Below are 17,615 nucleotides of genomic sequence, written 5' to 3'. Positions count from 1 at the left end.
GGCCGCGCCGGCGGGCGTCGCGGCTACCCGCGCACGGCGAGGGCGGCCTGGTAGAGCTCGCGCGACGAATGGCCGGTGTGCGCCGACACCTCGGCGGCGGCGTCCTTCAGGCGGGTGCCCGATCGCACGAGCTCGAGCACCTGCGTGACGGCGTCGGGGAACGCGACCGCGCGGGCCTCCGCGCCGGCCACGACGATCACGACCTCGCCTCGCACGCCGCCCTGCGCCCACTCCGCGAGCTCCGCGAGCGCCCCTCGCACGACCTCCTCGTGCAGCTTCGTGAGCTCGCGACACACCGCCGCGCGGCGCTGCGCGCCGAACTCCTCCGCCATGTCGGCGAGCGTGGCCGCGACGCGCGCGGGCGCCTCGAAGAACACCATCGTCCGTCGTTCGGCGGCGAGCGCCCGCAGCGCGGAGGAGCGGTCCCCCGGCTTGCGCGGCACGAATCCTTCGAACGTGAACCGGTCGGTGGGCAGACCCGACACCGCGAGCGCGGTGAGCACGGCACTCGGGCCGGGGATCGCCGTCACGGTCACGCCCGCCTCGGCGGCGGCGGCGACGAGGCCGAAGCCCGGATCGCTCACGGTCGGCATGCCGGCGTCGCTCAGCACGAGGAGGTCCTCGTCGCGTGCGAGCTCGACGAGCTCGGCCGCCTTCGCCTTCTCATTGTGGTCATGGAAGGCGATCAGGCGCGGGCGGTTCTCGATGCCGAGCGCCGCGAGCAGTCGCTGCGTCGTGCGCGTGTCCTCTGCCGCGATGACCGTCGCCGCCTCGAGCGCTTCGACGAGACGCGTCGACGCGTCGCCGAGGTTGCCGATCGGAGTCGCGGCGAGGATGATCACGCGGCCAGCCTATGTTCTCCACAGTGCGGCGCGTCGCCCGCATCCGACGCCCTAGGCTGGTCGCCGTGTCGACCGTCGCCGAGCCGCAGCCGCTGCCCGCCGCCCGCCCGACGCTGTACGACCGCTGGTCCACTCGGTCCGCCGCCGATCCCCGCATCGCGGCCCGCTGGGCATGGATCGCTCCCCTGCTCGTCACGCTCGTGGCCGGCGTCCTGCGCTTCGCGAACCTCTCGAACCCGCACGCCCTGGTCTTCGACGAGACCTACTACGTCAAGGACTCGTGGAGCCAGTGGGTGCTCGGCTTCCCGTCGACGTGGCCCGACGGGGCCGACGCGCGGTTCCTGAACGGCGAGACCGACATCTTCACGGGGCAGGGCAGCTTCGTCGTGCATCCGCCCCTCGGTAAGTACCTGATCGGCGCGGGCATGGCGCTCTTCGGCGCCGAGTCGACGTTCGGCTGGCGATTCGCCGTCGCCCTGTTCGGCACCGCGACGGTGCTCGTGCTCTACCTCCTCGCCCACGCGCTCACGCGATCGGTCGCGTTCGCGACGATCGCGTCGGGGCTCATGGCGGTCGACGGCCTCGCGATCGCGATGAGCCGCGTCGCGATCCTCGACATCTTCGTGGCGTTCTTCGTCGTGCTCGCGTTCTGGTTCGTCGCGCTCGACCGGCGCCGCCTCGACGACCGTCTCGCGGCCGCGATGCTCGCGCGCTCACCGCACCACGGCAACGAGCCCGCGACCGTGAGCCTGCGGTGGGGCGCTGTCATGTGGAATCGGCCGTGGATCATCGCGGCGGGAGTCGCAGCGGGGGCCGCGGCATCCGTCAAGTGGTCCGGCCTGTACGTGCTCGCCGGATTGGGCGTCTATCTCGTCGTGGCCGATGCCCTCGCCCGCAGGCGCCTCGGCGTGGAGCTGTGGCCGTTCGATGCGGTGCGACAGGGCGTCGTGACGTTCGTGCTCTTCGTACCGGTCGCGTTCGTCGTCTACCTGCTGTCGTGGACGGGCTGGCTCATGACCGACGGCGGGTACGACCGGCACTCGGCCGACGCCGAACCCGCGACCGGCGTCTGGTCGTGGGTGCCCCTCGCGCTGCAGAGCCTGTGGCGGTACCACCAGGCGATCTACGGATTCCACGTCGGCCTCACGACCGACCACAGCTACGAGAGCCCCGCGTGGCAGTGGCCGCTGCTGATCCGTCCGACGTCGATGTACTTCAACCAGGACGCGCTCGGCGACGCCGGATGCGGCTGGGCCGACGGCTGCGTGCAGAACATCTACAGCATGCCGAACCCGCTCGTGTGGTTCGCGGCCGTCGTCGCCGTGGTGTACACGGTGTACCGGTTCGCGCTCGCGCGCGACTGGCGCCTCGCGCTCGTGCTCCTCGGCGTCGGCGTGACGTATGTGCCGTGGCTGCTCTATCCCGACCGCACGACGTTCCAGTTCTACACGGTCGTCGTGCTGCCCTTCCTGCTGCTCTCGCTCACGTTCGCGCTGCGCGACATCGCGCGGGGCGGGGTGGCCGCATCCGCGATTCCAGGGTCGCCCGAAGCGTCGTACCGCCGCACGACCGGGCAGCGCCTCGTGATCGTGTTCCTCGTCGTCGCGCTGCTCGTCGCCGCGTTCTGGTACCCCGTCGTGAACGGCATCTCGGTGCCGTACGAGTTCTACCGCCTGCACAACTGGGTGCCGACCTGGATCTGACCTTCGCGCTCAGCCGGATCCCGCGTTTCGCGTGACCGGCGCACGAGGATGCACCGCTCTCAGGCTCGGGGCCGGATCCGCCGGGGCGAGCCCTCCGCGCCCATCCTCGCCCGGATCAGGACATCTGGCGACGTGAGGCCGATCCGCCGCAGATTCTCCTGAGCACGCCAGATGTCCTGATCTCGGCGAAGGAGGATTCTCGCGTGGCGTCAGGCCGGAGAAGCGGATGCGGCGGCCCGCGCTGCGGCCGGAAGAGCGGCGGTGATGCGCTCGATCGCCGCGTCGTCGTGCGCAGCAGTGAGGAACCACGCCTCGAACACGCTCGGCGGGAGTGAGACACCCGCGTCGAGCATCGCGTGGAAGAACGCGCGGTAGCGGAACGCCTCCTGGGCGCGGGCGTCGTCGTAGTTGTGCACCGGGTCGGGACGGAAGGCGATCGAGAAGAGGCTGCCCGCGCGCGAGACGACGTGCGCGACGCCCTCGGCGTCGAGCGCCTCGTGCGCCGCGGTCGCGACGGCATCCGCCGCGGCGTCGACCCGGCGGTACACATCCTCGTTCGCCAGCGTCAGAGTCGCGATGCCTGCGGCGACCGCGAGCGGGTTCCCGCTCAGCGTGCCGGCCTGGTAGACGGGGCCGAGCGGGGCGAGCAGTTCCATGTACCGGGCGCGTCCGCCGATCGCGGCGAGCGGCATCCCACCGCCGATGACCTTTCCGAACGTCACGAGGTCGGGCGTCCAGTCCTCGCCGGAGGACTGCTCGAGGCCCCACCAGCCGGCGGAGCCCACGCGGAAGCCCGTGAGCACCTCGTCGAGGATGAACAGCGCCCCGTGCTCGTGCGCCGTCTCGACGAGGAAGCGGTTGAACCCCGCATCGGGCGTGAGGACGCCGGCGTTGGCGCCCGCCGCCTCGGCGATGATCGCCGCGATGCGGCCGGGGTGCGCCTCGAACGCGGCTCGCACGGCGTCGCGGTCGTTGTAGGGCAGCACGAGCGTGAGCGCAGCGATGTCGGCGGGGACGCCCGCCGATCCGGGCAGACCCAGCGTCGCGACGCCCGAGCCCGACTCGGCGAGGAGGCCGTCGGAGTGTCCGTGATAGTGGCCGGCGAACTTGATGATGACGTCGCGGCCCGTGGCGCCGCGCGCGATGCGGATCGCCGTCATCGTCGCCTCGGTGCCGGTCGAGACGAGGCGGAGGCGCCCGATGGCGCGCTTCGACTCGCCCCCGGCTCGCTCGGCGTCCGGCGCGGGGTGCGCGAGGCGCGCGATGACGAGCTCTGCGAGCTCCGTCTCACCCGGGGTCGACGCGCCGAACGACAGGCCGCGGGCGGCGGCATCCGCCACCGCCGCGACCACCTCGGGGTGTGCGTGGCCCAGCAGGGCGGGACCCCACGACGCGACCAGGTCGACGTACTCGCGCCCCGACACGTCGCGTACGAACGGACCCGACGCCGACACGATCGACAGCGGAGTGCCTCCGACCGAGCCGAAGGCCCGCACGGGTGAGTTGACGCCGCCCGGGATCACGGCGCGGGCGCGGGCAGCGGCATCCGCATTCGTCAGAGTCATGCTTTTCGTCTCCTCGCTCAACGACGGCTGAGGCGCTCGGCCGCCTCGATCGCCCAATACGTCAGGACGGCGTCGGCGCCCGCCCGCACGATGCTCGTGAGCGACTCGTCGACGGCGCGCTCGCGGTCGATCCAGCCGTGCGCGGCGGCGGCCTCGATCATCGAGTACTCGCCGCTCACCTGATACGCCCACACCGGCACGGCCGACGACGCCGCGGCATCCGCGAGCACGTCGAGGTACGACATCGCGGGCTTGACCATCACGATGTCGGCGCCCTCCGCGAGGTCGAGTGCGACCTCGCGGGCGCCCTCGCGGCGGTTGGCGGGATCCATCTGGTACGTGCGCCGATCGCCCTGCAACGACGACCGCACCGCGTCACGGAACGGCCCGTAGAACGCCGACGCGTACTTCGCCGCGTACGCGAGGATCGCGACATCCGCGTGACCGGTGCCGTCGAGCGCCGACCGCACGGCAGCGACCTGGCCGTCCATCATGCCGCTGAGCCCCAGCAGCTGCGAGCCCGCCTCGGCCTGCGCGATGGCCATGTCGCGGTAACGCTCGAGCGTCGCGTCGTTGTCGACGGCGCCGTTCGCGTCGAGCACGCCGCAGTGCCCGTGGTCAGTGAACTCGTCCAGGCACAGGTCGGTCTGGACGACGAGCGCGTCGCCCGCCTCCTCCACCGCGACGCGCGTCGCGACGTTGAGGATGCCGTCGGGATCCGTCGCACCCGAACCCTCGGCGTCCTTGCGCTCGGGAACGCCGAACAGCATCACGCCGCCGAGGCCCGCCTCCGCGGCGCGCGCGATCTCGCGGCGCAGCGAGTCGAGGCTGTGCTGCACGACGCCGGGCATCGACGCGATCGGCAGAGGCTCGTCGGCGCCCTCGCGCACGAACACAGGCAGCACGAGCTGCTCGGGGTGCACGCGCGCCTCGCGCGCGAGGCGGCGCCACGCGGGCGTCGCGCGCAGACGGCGCGGACGGACGGAGGGGAAGCGCGATTCGGTCATGAGGGTCCTTCGTGGGTTCGGCGCGTCAGTCGCCGAGGGGCGCGAGATCGGCGGCGCCCTGCTGGAGGAGTTCGTCGGTCACGTTGCGGGCCACGGATGCCGCCGCCTCCGCGCCGTCGTCTTCGAGGGCCGCCGCGTGCGAGCTCGAGAGCTGCGCGGTGCCGTCCGGCCGGTAGACGACCGCGGTGAGGAACAGCAGGCCGTCTTCGACGAACGCATGCGCGCCGATCGGGGCGGCGCATCCGGCACCGAGGAGCGCGAGCACGCCGCGCTCGGCATCGGCCGCGAGCCGCGTCGGCCGGTGGTCGATCGCCGCGGCGAGGTGTTCGTCTCCGACGCGCGTCTCGACGGCGAGCGCCGCCTGCGCGGGGGCGGTGGGCCACTCCTCGAGCGGGAGGTACTGGGTCACGGCGTCGAGTCGGCCGATGCGCCCGAGCCCCGCGGCGGCGAGCATCACGGCGTCGAGCGCGCGCTCGGGATCGGCGGAGGCCACGCGGCCGAGGCGCGTGTCGACGTTGCCGCGCAGATCGACGAGCTCGAGGTCGGGACGCCGCGCGGCGAGCTGCGCACGGCGGCGCGGCGAGCCGGTGCCGACGCGCGCGCCCTCGGGAAGCGTCTCGAGCGTGAGCCCGTTGCGCGCGCACAGCGCGTCGCGCGCGTCGGCCCGCTCGGGGACGGCTGCGATCGCGAGCCCATCGACGGTGGTCGTCGGGAGGTCCTTGTACGAGTGCACGAGCACATCGACCTCGCCGGCGAGCAGCGCCTCGCGCAGCGCGTTCGCGAACACCCCTCGCCCGCCGAGCGTCGAGAGCGACGCGGTGGAGGTGTCTCCCTCGGACACGATCGGCACGAGCTCACCGCCGAGCTGCTCGGCGATCGTGCCCGACTGCGCCATCGCGAGCGCGCTGGCGCGGGTTCCGATGCGGAGGGTCATGCGTCGGCCGACCCCTGTCGAGATCGCGCGAAACACCGGCGGCGCGGTCCGGTGTTCGTCGTTCGCGCAATCTCGACGACAGAAAGGACACGCACGGCTGTCACTCGATCACCTCGCGCACTTCGGACGGCGCGATGCGGCGCCCGGTGAAGAACGGCACCTCTTCGCGCACGTGCAGTCGGGCATCCGTCGCGCGCAGGTGGCGCATGAGGTCGACGAGGTCGGTCGGGTCATCGGCCTCGAGAGCGAGGAGCCACTCGTAGTCGCCGAGCGCGAAGCTGGCGACGGTGTTGCTCTGCACCTGCGGGAACTCGCGGCCCTTGCGGCCGTGGTCGCCCAGCATCCGCCCCCGCTCCTCGGGCGGCAGGAGGTACCACTCGTAACTGCGCACGAACGGGTACACCGTGAGCCAGTCCTTCGGCGCGAGGCCCCGCGAGAACGCGGGCGCGTGGTCGCGGCTGAACTCCGCATCGCGGTGCACGCCCATCGCGTTCCAGGTCGGCAGAAGCGGCGCGAGCTCGCGGCTGCGCCGGAGCGTGCGAAGGCGGCTCTGCAGCTCCTCGGCCGAGTGACCGGTGAGCCACAGCAGCACGTCGGCGTCGGCGCGGAGCCCCGACACGTCGTACACGCCGCGCAGGGAGTCGCCCACCTCGGCCGACGCGTCCTCGATCGGAGGTGCGCCGAGCGGGGCGTCGGCGGGGTGCGGGTCGCGGCGGAGGACGGCGAACAGCGTGTAGTACCGGGGTTCGACGGCGGGGGCGGTGTCGGTCACCGTTCCATCCTCCCCCCGGATGCGGGTTCCGGCGAATCCGCGCCCAGTCGCGCGGCGACCCGCTCCGCATGGGCGACGACCGCCGCCAGCCCCGTGCCTGCGGGCCCCTCCCCGACCGCGGGCTCGGGGGTGTCGGCCCATGCGCCCCCCGGCCGCCGCTGCCACACCGCGCACGTCGCGTCGACGACGCGATCGATGCGCGCACCCGTGAGCGTCTCGGCATCCGCAGTCGCCTGCTCGATCGCGTCGGGGACATCGCCGTCGTACGAGAGCCGCAGCGCATGCAGTCCCGGAAGGCGCGCGCCGACCGATGCCCACTTCGCCGAGACGTGCGTGAGCGCGCGCGCCGAGACGTCGGGAGCACCGGCCGCCACGAGGACGCCCGTACCGCGGGGGGCTGGATCGAGACCGGATGCCTCGACCACGAGCGTCGCGAGCGTGACGCGCCGGCCGGCGGGGGCCCGGGTCGGAGGCGCCGCACGGACGACCTCGCCCGCGCGGCGTCGTCCGTTCACGGTGACCGCGTCGGGGGTGATGTCGTCTGCTTCGGCGCCGGTCTCGAGCCGCACGCCCAGTCGCTCGCACTCGGCCACGAGCGCGTCGACGAGCCGGAACATGCCGCCGCGGATGCCGGCGACCTGCGATCCCGCGGGTGCCGCGGCGCGGATGCGCTGCACCGCCGCCGCGAGGGAACCCGCCGCGCGCAGCTCGTCGCGCAGACGCGGCGACGCGGTCCCGACCGGGAGGGAGTAGGGGTCGCTCGAGTGAACGCCGCGGACGACCGGTGCCACGAGGCCCTCGACGACTCCCCGGCCCATGCGTCGGCGGACGAGCTCGCCCAGGGACGGGGCATCCGCCCCCACGCGTGCCGGCAGGAGCGCGTCGAATCGCGCGCGCAACGCCGCGCGGCGGCCGATCGCGCGCACGACATCGGAGGCCGCCGGATCGCCCGGGATGCCGAGCACTCCCGTCGCGGGCAGCGGCACCGCAGACCCGTCGGCCCGGTGCAGCCACGCGGGCTTGGGCAACGGGGTCTCGATGTCGTCGACGAGACCCAGTTCGGCCAGGAGCGCCGCCATCGTGCCGCCCCGCGTCGCGAACGACTCGGCGGCCGCGTCGAGCGGCACGCCCGCGACCGTCTGCCGCGCGACCTGGCCGCCGAAGCGGTCAGACCGCTCGAGCACGACGACGTGTCTGCCGGCGAGGGCGAGGCGGCGCGCGAGCACGAGCCCGCCGACTCCCCCGCCGACGACGAGGACGTCGTCAGGCATGCACGAACTCCACGATGCGCGTGAGCACCGTCGGGTCGGTCTCGGGCGGCACGCCGTGGCCGAGGTTCACGATGTGCGCGGGTGCCGCCGCACCGCGATCGATGACGTCCTCGACGTGCGCCGCGAGCACGGGCCAGGGCGCCTGCAGCAGCGCCGGGTCGATGTTGCCCTGGAGGGGGACGCGGCCGCCGAGCCGCTCGTTCGCGACGTCGAGCGGCAGTCGCCAGTCGATGCCGACGACGTCCGCGCCGATCCCGGGCAGCAGGTCGAGCATCTCGCCCATGCCGAGGCCGAAGTGGATGCGCGGCACGTCGAGCCCGCGGAGCGCGTCGAACGCGCGGCGCGAGTGCGGCGAGACGCGCCGCTGGTAGTCGCTGCGCGACAGCGATCCCGCCCACGAATCGAACAGCTGCACGACGCTCGCACCGGCCTCGACCTGCGCGCGCAGGAATGCGCCCGTCACGTCGGCGCACCAGTTGAGGAGCGTCGCCCACGTGTGCGGGTCGGTGCGCATGAGGGCGCGCGTACGCAGCTGCTCCTTCGACGGACCGCCTTCGACGAGGTAGCTCGCGAGCGTGTAGGGGGCGCCGCCGAAGCCCACGAGGGGCGTGCTGCCCAGTTCGCCGACGACGATGCGCACCGCCTCGCGGATCGGGTCGAGTGCCGCCGGGTCGATCGGACGGAGCTTCAGGACATCGGATGCCGTCCGCACCGGCTCGTCGAGCACGGGACCGCGCCCGGGCACGATCTTCACGCCGACTCCGGCAAGCAGGACCGGCACGACGATGTCGCTGAAGAACACCGCTGCGTCGACGCCGTGACGGCGCACGGGCTGCAGCGTGATCTCGGCGGCGAGCGCCGGGTCGAGGCACGCGTCGAGCATCTCGGTGCCCGCGCGGCTCTCTCGGTACTCAGGAAGGGAGCGTCCCGCCTGCCGCATGAACCACACGGGCGGGATCGCCGGGCGATCGCCGCGTGCAGCGCGCAAGAGAGGCGATTCGGCGGTTCGTCCGTCGGTGAGCGGGTGGTCTGCGGGGAGGGCGGCGGTGGCGAACGTCACCCGTCCAGGCTAGTTCGCGTGTCTGGGAGCACCCGGCGTGCGGTTCAGGACCCGGCCTGCACAGGAGCGCTGCTCCAGCCCGCCCCGCCGCCCCGCAGAGCCATGTCGAGGGACTCCTGCGCGTACCGCATGTTCTCCGCGTATTCCTGCTCCTGGAGCCGCTGCCACATCACCTCTTCGGGGACGTCCTCCACATGGGCGGTCACCCACCAGATGTTGCCGAACGGGTCTCGCACGCGCCCCCCGCGCTGCCCGAATGCGTTCGTCCCCACGTCCGTGACAACCGCGGCGCCGCGTTCGACGGCGCGCGCGACCGCGGCATCCGCATCCGCCACCCACACGCGCAGAAGGCTCGGCATCACCGGCCAGTCCGGGCGACGATCGAACGCGAGCACCACGGTGTCGCCCACGCGGATCTCACCGTGGCCGATCGAGCCGTCCTCGGTGCGCACGCGCGCGAGCTCTTCGCCGTCGAAGGTGTACGCGATGAACTCGAGCAGCGCGCCGGTGTCGTCGGTGACGACCCACGGTGCGACCGCGGTGTACCCGGCGGGCACGTGGGCTCGAGCGGAAGAGGAAGAGGTGGTGGCCATGGCGGCTCCTTTCGGCACGGCTCACGGTACGACCGGTCCAGGACTTCGCCTGTCCTCGTCGTGTGCGGGGAATCGCCGCGGCGACAGCGACACCGCCGCGCGGATTCCGCCCGCCCTGGACGGGGCGGGTAAACTCGCGGCGTGCTTTTCTGCCTCACGGCGAATCACCGGAACACCGACTTCGAGGTCCTCGAGCGGATCTCGCAGGCGGCGGATGCTGCCGGGCCCGACGTTCTCGCCGCGCACGACTTCGTGCGCGGCGCCGTCGTGCTCTCCACGTGCAACCGATTCGAGGCGTATCTCGAGCTCGATGAGCCGGTGACAGGTGCCGCGGCACTCGCGCACGAGGCCGTGCTCGAGCTGCTCGAGGCTCGCGTCGGCGCGGATGCCGAGGCGCTGCGCCGTTCCGCCGTGACGCTCAGCGGCGACGACGTCGTGCGTCACCTCTTCGCGGTGAGCTCGGGTCTCGAGTCGATGGTCGTCGGCGAGGAGGAGATCAGCGGACAGGTGCAGCGCGCGCTGCGCTCGGCCCGCGACGCCGGGGTCACGAGCCCGCTGCTCGAACAGGCGTTCCAGCGCGCCGCCCACGCATCGCGCGAAGTGCGCGCGCGGGCGAACCTCGTCGGCGAGGGCCGCTCGCTCGCGCGTCTCGCTCTCGACCTCGTCGCGTCGCGCATCACCGACTGGAGCGACACCGCCGTGCTGCTCGTCGGCACCGGAAGCTATGCGGCCACCACGATCGCCGCGCTGCAGGCGCGCGCGGCGGGCGACGTGCGCGTGTACTCGGCCACGGGCCGCGCGCAGAAGTTCGCCGCGAAGTACGGCGTGCGCGCCGAGAGCGATCTGCGGCGCGGCATCCGCGAAGCCGACGTCGTCATCACGTGCACGGCGCGCTACACCGTGACCGCCGACGACGTCCCGTCGGATCGCGAACGCATCATCGTGGACCTCGGCCTGCCGCGGAACGTCGATCCGGCCGTCGCCGACATCGACGGCGCCACCCTCGTCGACCTCGAGCTGCTCGGCAAGCACGCATCCGTGCCCGAGCTCGGCCACGGGGCGCACGAGGTCGTCGGCTCGGCAGCGGCGTCGTTCACGGCGCAGCGCGACGCGGCCGCCGCGGTCGTCGCGGTGCGATCGCACATCCAGGCGGCCCTCGAGGCAGAGCTCGGCCGGCTTCGCGGCGACGACGACGGACGCACCGAGGCCGCCCTGCGGCACCTCGCCGGCGTGCTCTCGCATACGCCGTCGGTACGGGCGCGCGAGGCGGCGGCCGAGGGCCGGCTCGACGAGTTCGAGCGCGCGATCGAGCTGGTGTTCGGCATCCGCGTCGACCGCGAAGAGCGCGGCGGGCTGCGCGCGATCGGCTGACGTCGAGCCCTCGCCACCCGGACGCCGAGCAAGCGCACGGTCCTCCCTCCCCGGACGCTCAGCGAGGGCGCGCACGCCTGAGACGAAACGCGCACGTCCGTGGCGCGCTTCGTCTCGTTTCGCTCGCTCAGCGCCCGGGGGTTGGCTCGCTCAGCGACCGGAAGCCGAAGACACGAGCTCCGCGGCATCCGTCACCGGGAGGCGGCACGCGAAGTCCGCGCAGTCGTAGGCCGTCGCCCTGCCGTCGAGCGCGGCCTTGCCCTCGAACAGCTCGAACCCGGCGCTCGCGAACGCCTCGGATTGCGCAGGCGTCACGATCGCGAAGACGTCGGCGCGGATGCCGCGTCCCGCGTCCGCCAGCGGATCGTCGACGCTCTCGGCGACGATGACCAACTGCCGCGGCGCCTCGACGAGCCCGGTGGCGGCGCGCACCAGGGCTCCGTGCGCGAGCGGCTGAGCCAGCGCCCTCGGCGCGTGCGCGGCGACGATCCGCTCCGCGACCCTGCGCCACCGCTCCCCCGCACCGAGCCGCCACAGGTCGAGCGCTGCGAGCGCGATCGACGCCGGGCCCGACGGCTCGTCGCCGTCGCTCGCCTCGGCGGGTGCCTCGACGCCCTGTGCCGAGAGCACGGGGTCTCCGCCGGTCGGAGGGCGCGGCATCCGATCCTCCTCGACGCACGCCGCGACGACGTCGCGCGCCCGCACGGCGTACACGACGTCGCCGGTCGCCGCCGCGAGCGCAAGGAGTCCCCCCGCGAACTGGCCGTAGTCTGCGAGCGTCGCCGGCGCGCGCGACGGAATCTCGTCGAGCGAGGCGCGCACGAGGCGGCCGTCCGCGTCGACGTTCGTCGTGAGCACGGCGTCGGCCGCCCACCGTGCGGCCTCGATCCACGCGGGCTCGCCGAGCCGCGATCCCGCCCGGGCGAGCGCCGCGATCGCGAGACCGTTCCACCCGGTGACGACCTTGCCGTCGACGGCCGGCGGCTCGAGCTCTGTCCGTCCCGCGGCGTCGCGCGCGTAGTAGCCGCCCTCGCTGCGCGCGCCGTCGATCCACGACTCCGAGTCCTGGGCTGCGCCGAAGCCCCCCGACGGCTGCTGCAGCACGCCGATGAGGAAGCCCGCGACGCCGCGCGCCGTCTCATCGTCGCCCGCGTCGAGCGCGACGTCGAGCAGCTGCGCGTTGTCGGTGAGCATGCGCTCGTAGTGCGGCACAGTCCAGTCGCGGCGCGTCGCATACCGGAAGAACCCGCCTTCGACGGGGTCGCGCAGCTCCGACGCCGCCATCGCCGCGAGCGCGCGGTCGGCCACGGCGGATGCCCCGCCCGCCGCCTCTCGCACAAGCGGAGTCTGCAGGAACCGAAGCGCCGTCGCGACGGGGAACTTCGGAGCCGCCGGGTTGCCGCCGCCGAAGCCGCCGTACTCCGGGTCCTCCTGGTCGGCGAGCGCGCGGGCGGCGCGCGCGAGCTCGTCCGCGGTCGGGACCGCGGCGCCGTCCGGTGTCTCCGGTTCGCGAGCGACCGCGAGCGCCTGGACGATCGCCGCACCCGTCTGCTCGACCTCGCCGCGGCGCATCAGCCACGCCTCGCGCACGGCGTCGAGCACCTGGCGGAACGACGGCAGCCCGACACGCGGCTCGGGCGGGAAGTACGTGCCCGCGAAGAACGGGCGGCCGGTCGGCGTCGTGAAGACGGTGAGGGGCCACCCGAGGTTCCGGCTGAAGGCGGATGCCGCGGCCATGTACGCCGCGTCGACCTCCGGGTGCTCTTCGCGATCGACCTTGATGCTCACGAAGCCGTCGTTGAGGACGGCGGCGAGCTCGGGGTCCTCGAACGACTCGCGCGCCATGACGTGGCACCAATGGCAGGTCGAGTAGCCGATCGACACGAGCACGGGCACGCCGCGGCGCGCCGCCTCGGCGAACGCGGCGTCGCCCCACGGGTACCAGGCGACGGGATTGCCGGCATGTGCCCTCAGGTACGGGCTCGTCGAGGCGGCGAGGCGGGAGACTCCCGAATCGCCTCGGTCCGGAGCATCCGTCCCTGGGGGCACAGCCCCAGGCTACCCTCGGGTCAGTTCACCTCGTCGGGGTGGGCGCTCACGCGACCCGAGCCGTCGCCCGGGTCCATCGCGTCGATCGCGGCCATCTGCGGCGCCGTGAGCTCGAAGTCGAACACGTCGAGGTTCTCGGCGAGGCGCTCGCGGCGCACCGACTTCGGGAAGACGATGTAGCCCTTCTGCAGGTGCCAGCGGATGACGACCTGCGCGGGGGTCTTGCCGTGGTCCATCGCGGCGGCCGCGACGGGAGCGGCGCCGAAGAGGTCGTACTTGCCCTGACCGAGCGGCCCCCACGATTCGATCTTCACGTCGTGCTCGGCCGCCCACGTCGTCACGTCGCGCTGCTGGTAGGCGGGGTGCAGCTCGATCTGGTCGACCGCGGGGACGACGCCGGTCTCGGCGACGATGCGCTCGAGGTGGGGCACGAGGTGGTTCGAGACGCCGATGCTGCGCGTGAGGCCCGCGTCGCGCAGCTCGATGAGCTTCTGCCATGCGTGCACGTAGTTGTCGGCGGCGGGGGTCGGCCAGTGCACGAGGTACAGGTCGACGAAGTCGAGGCCGAGCTTCTCGAGGCTCTCGGCGATCGCCTTGTTCGGCTCGTCGCCGTCGTGGCGGTCGTTCCAGAGCTTCGTCGTGACGAACAGCTCGTCGCGCGCGATGCCGCTCGCGGCGATCGCGGCGCCGACGCCCTCCTCGTTGCCGTAGATCGCGGCGGTGTCGATGTGGCGGTAGCCGAGCTCGAGGGCCTCGCTGACGGCGCGCTCCGTGTCGGCGGGCGGAACACGGAACACCCCGTAGCCGAGCTGGGGAATGAGATTGCCGTCGTTGAGGGTCACGCTGGGGATCGTCATGCCACAAGCCTACGAGCGGGCCGGCCCTTCGCGGACCGGCCCGCTCGCAACATCCGACTCAGTGGTAGCGACGCCCTTCGTCGCGCCGGAACAGCACGAGGGCGAGCGCGAGCGAGACCGCGGTCCACGCGATGATGCCGACCCACACCCACCACTGGAGCGTGCCGCCCTCGACCGCCCAGATGACCAGCTCGCGCGCCTGCCGCGCCGGGGTGAACCTCGAGATGACGTCGAGCCACTCCGGGAACAGGAGCGGGGGCAGGAAGAGCCCGCCGATGAACGCGAGCGCGAACATCGCGATCTGGATGACGGCCATCGCCACCGTGAACGACATCGCGTACCCGATCGCGATGCCGATCAGCATGAACGGGATCGCGGCGATCGCGAGCGCGATGAACCCCGCGACGATCCGCGCGGGCGACGCCTCGGCCGCCGTCAGCAGCCCGCCGACGGCGATCACCGGGATCACCGCGAGGAGTCCGAGCGTGCCCGTCGACAGCATCAGCGCGAGCACGCGGGCCAGGCCCGGCGCGGGGAGCGTGCGCAGGTACGGATCCCACGGCTTGCCGCGACTCTCCGCGATCGCGAGGCCGAAGCCGAAGAGGGCGTTCACCATGACGGCGAACACCGCCAGCGAGATGACGGCCTGCGTCGCGTACACGGGGTTCTCCGCGACGGCCCGCTGGGGCACGACGAAGAACACGAGTGCGAGCGCGGGGAAGACGAGCGTTCCGATGACCGCCATCGGCACGCGGATCGTCTCGATGAACTGATACCGGGTGTGCAGCAGCGTCAGGCGCGCGAGCGACGGACCGGTCTGAGCGAGGGTGCTCATCGGTGTTCCTTTCCAACGGCTGAGACGAGTTCGTCCGCAGGACGGTGCGCGGTCAGTGCGAGGAACGCCTCCTCGAGGGTCGCGCCGCGCACACCCAGATTGCGGAACCGGATGCCGGAGCCGACGAGCGCGCGCACGAACGCGTCCGAGTCGGCCACCGTGAGGAGCTGGACGCCGTCGGCGCTCTCGCGGCGCACGACGCCGGCCATCGTGTCGAGGGCCTCGGGCTCGTCGGTCTCGAGCCGCACCTGGCTCACGCCGACCTGGGCGACGATGCGCGCGACGGAGTCGTCGGCGAGAACGCGACCCTCGCCGAGCACGATCACGCGCTGCGCGAGCGCCTCGATCTCCTCGAGGTAGTGGCTCGTGACGACGACGGTCGCGCCGAGCTCGTGCTGGTGCCGGATCGCGTCCCACAGGACGCGCCGTGCGTCGACGTCGAGTCCCGTCGTCGGCTCGTCGAGCAGCACGAGTCGCGGTCGACCGACGAACGCGAGCGCGACGGCGAGCCGGCGCTTCTGCCCGCCCGACAGCGAGCCGCTCTGGCGGCGCAGGAGGTCGGTGAGCCCGAACTCCTCGGCGAGCGCATCCGTCCCGATCCGGTCGGCGAAGTGCCCGCCGACGTAGTCGATGACCTCGCCGACCCGCAGCGTCTCGGGCAGAGCCGTCTCCTGCGGGGTGGTGCCGAGGTATCGGCGCGAGCGCGCATCGCGCGGGTCGCCGCCGAAGAGCGTCACGGTGCCGGACGTCGGGCGGCGCAGCCCTTGGAGCATCGAGAGCAGCGTCGTCTTGCCGGCCCCGTTCGGTCCGAGCAGCCCGAGGATGGCCCCGGGCTCGATGTCGAGGGTCACGTCGTCGACGGCGACGAGGTCGCCGAAGCGGCGCGTCACGCGGTCGAAGCGTGCGAGAGAGGTGGAGCTCATGAAACGCCTCCGAGGAATGAGCGCAGGGTCTCCGTGTAGTCCTCGAACGCACGGCGCCCTGCTTTTGTGAGGGAGAGGTAGGTCACGGGTGTGCGACCTCTGAAGCTCTTCGCGACGTCGACGTAGCCGGCGTCCTCGAGCTTGCGCAGGTGGGTCGAGAGGTTGCCCGCTGTCATCCCGAGCAGCTCCTGGAGCCGCGGGAACGAGATGCTCTCGTCGGGGTCGAGCGTGGCGAGTGCCGCGGTGATCCGCAGTCGCCCCTGCGCGTGGATGACGGGGTCGAGATCGGTCATCGGCGCCCCGTCCCGGAGTCTCGCCTGCCGTACGCCCAGATCGCGGTCACGACCGTCGCGACGAGGAACACCCCGCCTCCGGCGACCGCGAACACGAGGTAGTGCGTGGGGTACCCGAAGAACGGCGCGACGCACGCGACGAGCACGATCCATCCGCCCATGACGATCGAGCCCCAGTTCTGCCATACCCCGCCTGCGATGAAGTACATGATGCCGACGAACATCACCGACGCCGTCGGGTAGTAGATGTTCGCCACCTCGCGGCTCATGCCCGCCGACAGCAGTGCGCTGCCGAGCACGAAGATCGCGACGAATCCGATCGGCCACGTGAGGCCGAAGACGGCTCCCGTCCAGGCCGCCGAGGCACCGGCACGGATGCCGCGCCCCATGCGCGCGCCCGCGACGGCGCTCACGACGACCGCCCCCGCCATGAGCACGATGAACGCGGCGACGGCGATCGCCAGCGGCATCCGGAATCCCGGCGCAAGCCCGTCGATCAGCCACAGCATCGTGAAGCCGACGCTCCACGCGATTCCCCACGCCCCGAGGATCACGGGGAGCCCCGCGGCCATGCGGCGCTGCATCCGGTTCTGCTCGTTCGTGAGCAGTTCGAGCGCGGCCGCCGGATCCATGGCCGCGTCGAGGCCCTCGTCGGCCGGTTCATCGGGTGTCATCGACGGTTCCTTTCCCGTTTCGGTCATTGCGGCAGCCACACGATCGCGAGCGCCGGAGCGGTGCTGAAGAGGTTCACGATGAAGTGGGCGACGATGATCGGCATGAGGCGCCCCTGGCGATGGGCGATGATGCCCGACCCGATGCCCCACACGAAGAACGCGCACGCGTAGACGAGAGCCGCCGCGGGGGTCGGCGCGTAGAAGACGTGCTGCAGTCCGAAGATCGCCGCCGAGGCCCCGATCGCGAGTGCGACCGGCATGCGCTCGGTGAGTCCCTGCTGGCCGTAGCCGCGGTAGACGAGCTCCTCGACGGGGGCGTTGAGCGGCGCGAACGTGAGCACCGCGACGACGGCGAGGGTCGCCATCAGCGCCTGCGGCAGATCGGGCACGGATGCCGGGTCGAAGAAGACCGTCTCGAAGGCCCCGAACATCGCACTGCCGTACTGCAGCGCCATCACGCCCATGATCGTGAGCACGAAGGGCACGTAGAGCACCACGAGCCAGAGCAGCCCCCACAGCACGTCGCGGCCGAGGCGTGCGCGCGAGTACCCGATGAGGTCGTTCAGCCGACGCCCCTCTCCGTGCACGAGTCGCCGCACCCACCACAGGCACATGAGGTTGACGGGCAGCATCGCGAGCGCGCCGAACAGGGGCGAGGGCGGGAAGGCGGTCGCGCCGGTCGGCACGAACACGAGCCACACGGCGACGGATGCCGCGCCCACGAGCGCCACGCGGCCGACGAGCAGCCCGGTCGCCTTCGCGGCGGAGGGCGACACCTCGACGTCTCGCCGGATCTGCGTCTGATCGGTCATGAACTACTTTGTAACGCAAACCACTCTGCGTGTCAACGCACAGCGGCGACCCCT

Annotated in this window: 17 protein-coding genes; 2 read left to right on the top strand and 15 right to left on the bottom strand. The window is 72.5% G+C overall.

What is annotated here, in order from left to right:
• Positions 1-23: 23 nt before the first annotated feature.
• Positions 24-842 (bottom strand): 16S rRNA (cytidine(1402)-2'-O)-methyltransferase, encoded by an 819-nt coding sequence (gene rsmI / locus VNR19_RS03265; RefSeq protein ID WP_325723852.1) that lies wholly within the window; start codon positions 840-842, stop codon positions 24-26.
• Between the two features lie 65 nt (positions 843-907).
• On the opposite strand from rsmI, the gene VNR19_RS03260 reads away from it, so the two are divergent.
• On the top strand, positions 908-2,545 hold the full coding sequence (locus tag VNR19_RS03260; RefSeq protein ID WP_325723850.1) for a dolichyl-phosphate-mannose--protein mannosyltransferase: 1,638 nt from the start codon (positions 908-910) through the stop codon (positions 2,543-2,545).
• Positions 2,546-2,754: 209 nt separating this feature from the next.
• Here the strand turns inward: VNR19_RS03260 and VNR19_RS03255 are convergent, their stop codons facing one another.
• The 7 genes from VNR19_RS03255 to VNR19_RS03225 form a co-directional block, all read right to left on the bottom strand.
• On the bottom strand, positions 2,755-4,110 hold the full coding sequence (locus VNR19_RS03255) for a glutamate-1-semialdehyde 2,1-aminomutase (RefSeq protein ID WP_325723848.1): 1,356 nt from the start codon (positions 4,108-4,110) through the stop codon (positions 2,755-2,757).
• Between the two features lie 17 nt (positions 4,111-4,127).
• The gene (gene hemB / locus VNR19_RS03250; RefSeq protein WP_325723846.1) at positions 4,128-5,117 is read right to left on the bottom strand and encodes a porphobilinogen synthase; all 990 of its coding nucleotides are present in this window, start codon (positions 5,115-5,117) and stop codon (positions 4,128-4,130) included.
• Between the two features lie 25 nt (positions 5,118-5,142).
• Complete coding sequence (gene hemC / locus VNR19_RS03245; RefSeq protein WP_325723844.1) at positions 5,143-6,051, bottom strand: hydroxymethylbilane synthase; 909 nt, start codon at positions 6,049-6,051, stop codon at positions 5,143-5,145.
• Between the two features lie 100 nt (positions 6,052-6,151).
• Positions 6,152-6,823: a hydrogen peroxide-dependent heme synthase gene (gene hemQ / locus VNR19_RS03240; RefSeq protein WP_325723842.1), complete on the bottom strand. Its 672-nt coding sequence runs from the start codon at positions 6,821-6,823 to the stop codon at positions 6,152-6,154.
• Positions 6,820-8,094, bottom strand: a complete 1,275-nt coding sequence (locus VNR19_RS03235; RefSeq protein WP_325723840.1) for a protoporphyrinogen/coproporphyrinogen oxidase — start codon at positions 8,092-8,094, stop codon at positions 6,820-6,822. The genes hemQ and VNR19_RS03235 overlap by 4 nt, the downstream gene beginning before the upstream one ends.
• The gene (gene hemE / locus VNR19_RS03230; RefSeq protein WP_325723838.1) at positions 8,087-9,154 is read right to left on the bottom strand and encodes a uroporphyrinogen decarboxylase; all 1,068 of its coding nucleotides are present in this window, start codon (positions 9,152-9,154) and stop codon (positions 8,087-8,089) included. The genes VNR19_RS03235 and hemE overlap by 8 nt, the downstream gene beginning before the upstream one ends.
• 44 nt (positions 9,155-9,198) lie before the next feature.
• Positions 9,199-9,747, bottom strand: coding sequence for a VOC family protein (locus tag VNR19_RS03225; protein WP_325723836.1), 549 nt, complete (start codon positions 9,745-9,747; stop codon positions 9,199-9,201).
• A 141-nt stretch (positions 9,748-9,888) separates the two neighbouring features.
• Here VNR19_RS03225 and VNR19_RS03220 point away from each other — a divergent pair, with 141 nt between their 5' ends.
• Positions 9,889-11,118, top strand: a complete 1,230-nt coding sequence (locus VNR19_RS03220) for a glutamyl-tRNA reductase (protein ID WP_325723834.1) — start codon at positions 9,889-9,891, stop codon at positions 11,116-11,118.
• Between the two features lie 150 nt (positions 11,119-11,268).
• Here VNR19_RS03220 and VNR19_RS03215 read toward each other — a convergent pair whose 3' ends face one another.
• The 7 genes from VNR19_RS03215 to VNR19_RS03185 are packed head-to-tail and all read right to left on the bottom strand — an operon-like array spanning position 11,269 to position 17,561.
• Positions 11,269-13,167, bottom strand: a complete 1,899-nt coding sequence (locus VNR19_RS03215) for a thioredoxin domain-containing protein (protein WP_325723832.1) — start codon at positions 13,165-13,167, stop codon at positions 11,269-11,271.
• Between the two features lie 20 nt (positions 13,168-13,187).
• Entirely contained in the window at positions 13,188-14,024 is an 837-nt protein-coding gene (locus VNR19_RS03210) for an aldo/keto reductase (protein WP_325033185.1), read from the bottom strand.
• Positions 14,025-14,082: 58 nt separating this feature from the next.
• The gene (locus VNR19_RS03205) at positions 14,083-14,859 is read right to left on the bottom strand and encodes an ABC transporter permease (RefSeq protein WP_325723830.1); all 777 of its coding nucleotides are present in this window, start codon (positions 14,857-14,859) and stop codon (positions 14,083-14,085) included.
• Complete coding sequence (locus VNR19_RS03200; RefSeq protein ID WP_325723828.1) at positions 14,856-15,782, bottom strand: ABC transporter ATP-binding protein; 927 nt, start codon at positions 15,780-15,782, stop codon at positions 14,856-14,858. Before VNR19_RS03200 ends, VNR19_RS03205 begins: the two co-directional genes overlap by 4 nt.
• Positions 15,779-16,075 carry a winged helix-turn-helix domain-containing protein gene (locus VNR19_RS03195; RefSeq protein ID WP_325723826.1) on the bottom strand — a complete coding sequence of 99 codons (297 nt, stop codon included), beginning with the start codon at positions 16,073-16,075 and terminating at the stop codon, positions 15,779-15,781. The genes VNR19_RS03200 and VNR19_RS03195 overlap by 4 nt, the downstream gene beginning before the upstream one ends.
• Positions 16,072-16,749 (bottom strand): hypothetical protein, encoded by a 678-nt coding sequence (locus VNR19_RS03190; RefSeq protein WP_325723824.1) that lies wholly within the window; start codon positions 16,747-16,749, stop codon positions 16,072-16,074. Before VNR19_RS03190 ends, VNR19_RS03195 begins: the two co-directional genes overlap by 4 nt.
• Before the next feature lie 23 nt (positions 16,750-16,772).
• On the bottom strand, positions 16,773-17,561 hold the full coding sequence (locus VNR19_RS03185) for a CPBP family intramembrane glutamic endopeptidase (protein WP_325723822.1): 789 nt from the start codon (positions 17,559-17,561) through the stop codon (positions 16,773-16,775).
• Between the last annotated feature and the right edge of the window lie 54 nt (positions 17,562-17,615).

This window comes from Microbacterium sp., assembly GCF_035556355.1.
Lineage (GTDB): Bacteria > Actinomycetota > Actinomycetes > Actinomycetales > Microbacteriaceae > Microbacterium.
This window is presented reverse-complemented; position numbering and strand designations above follow the sequence as displayed.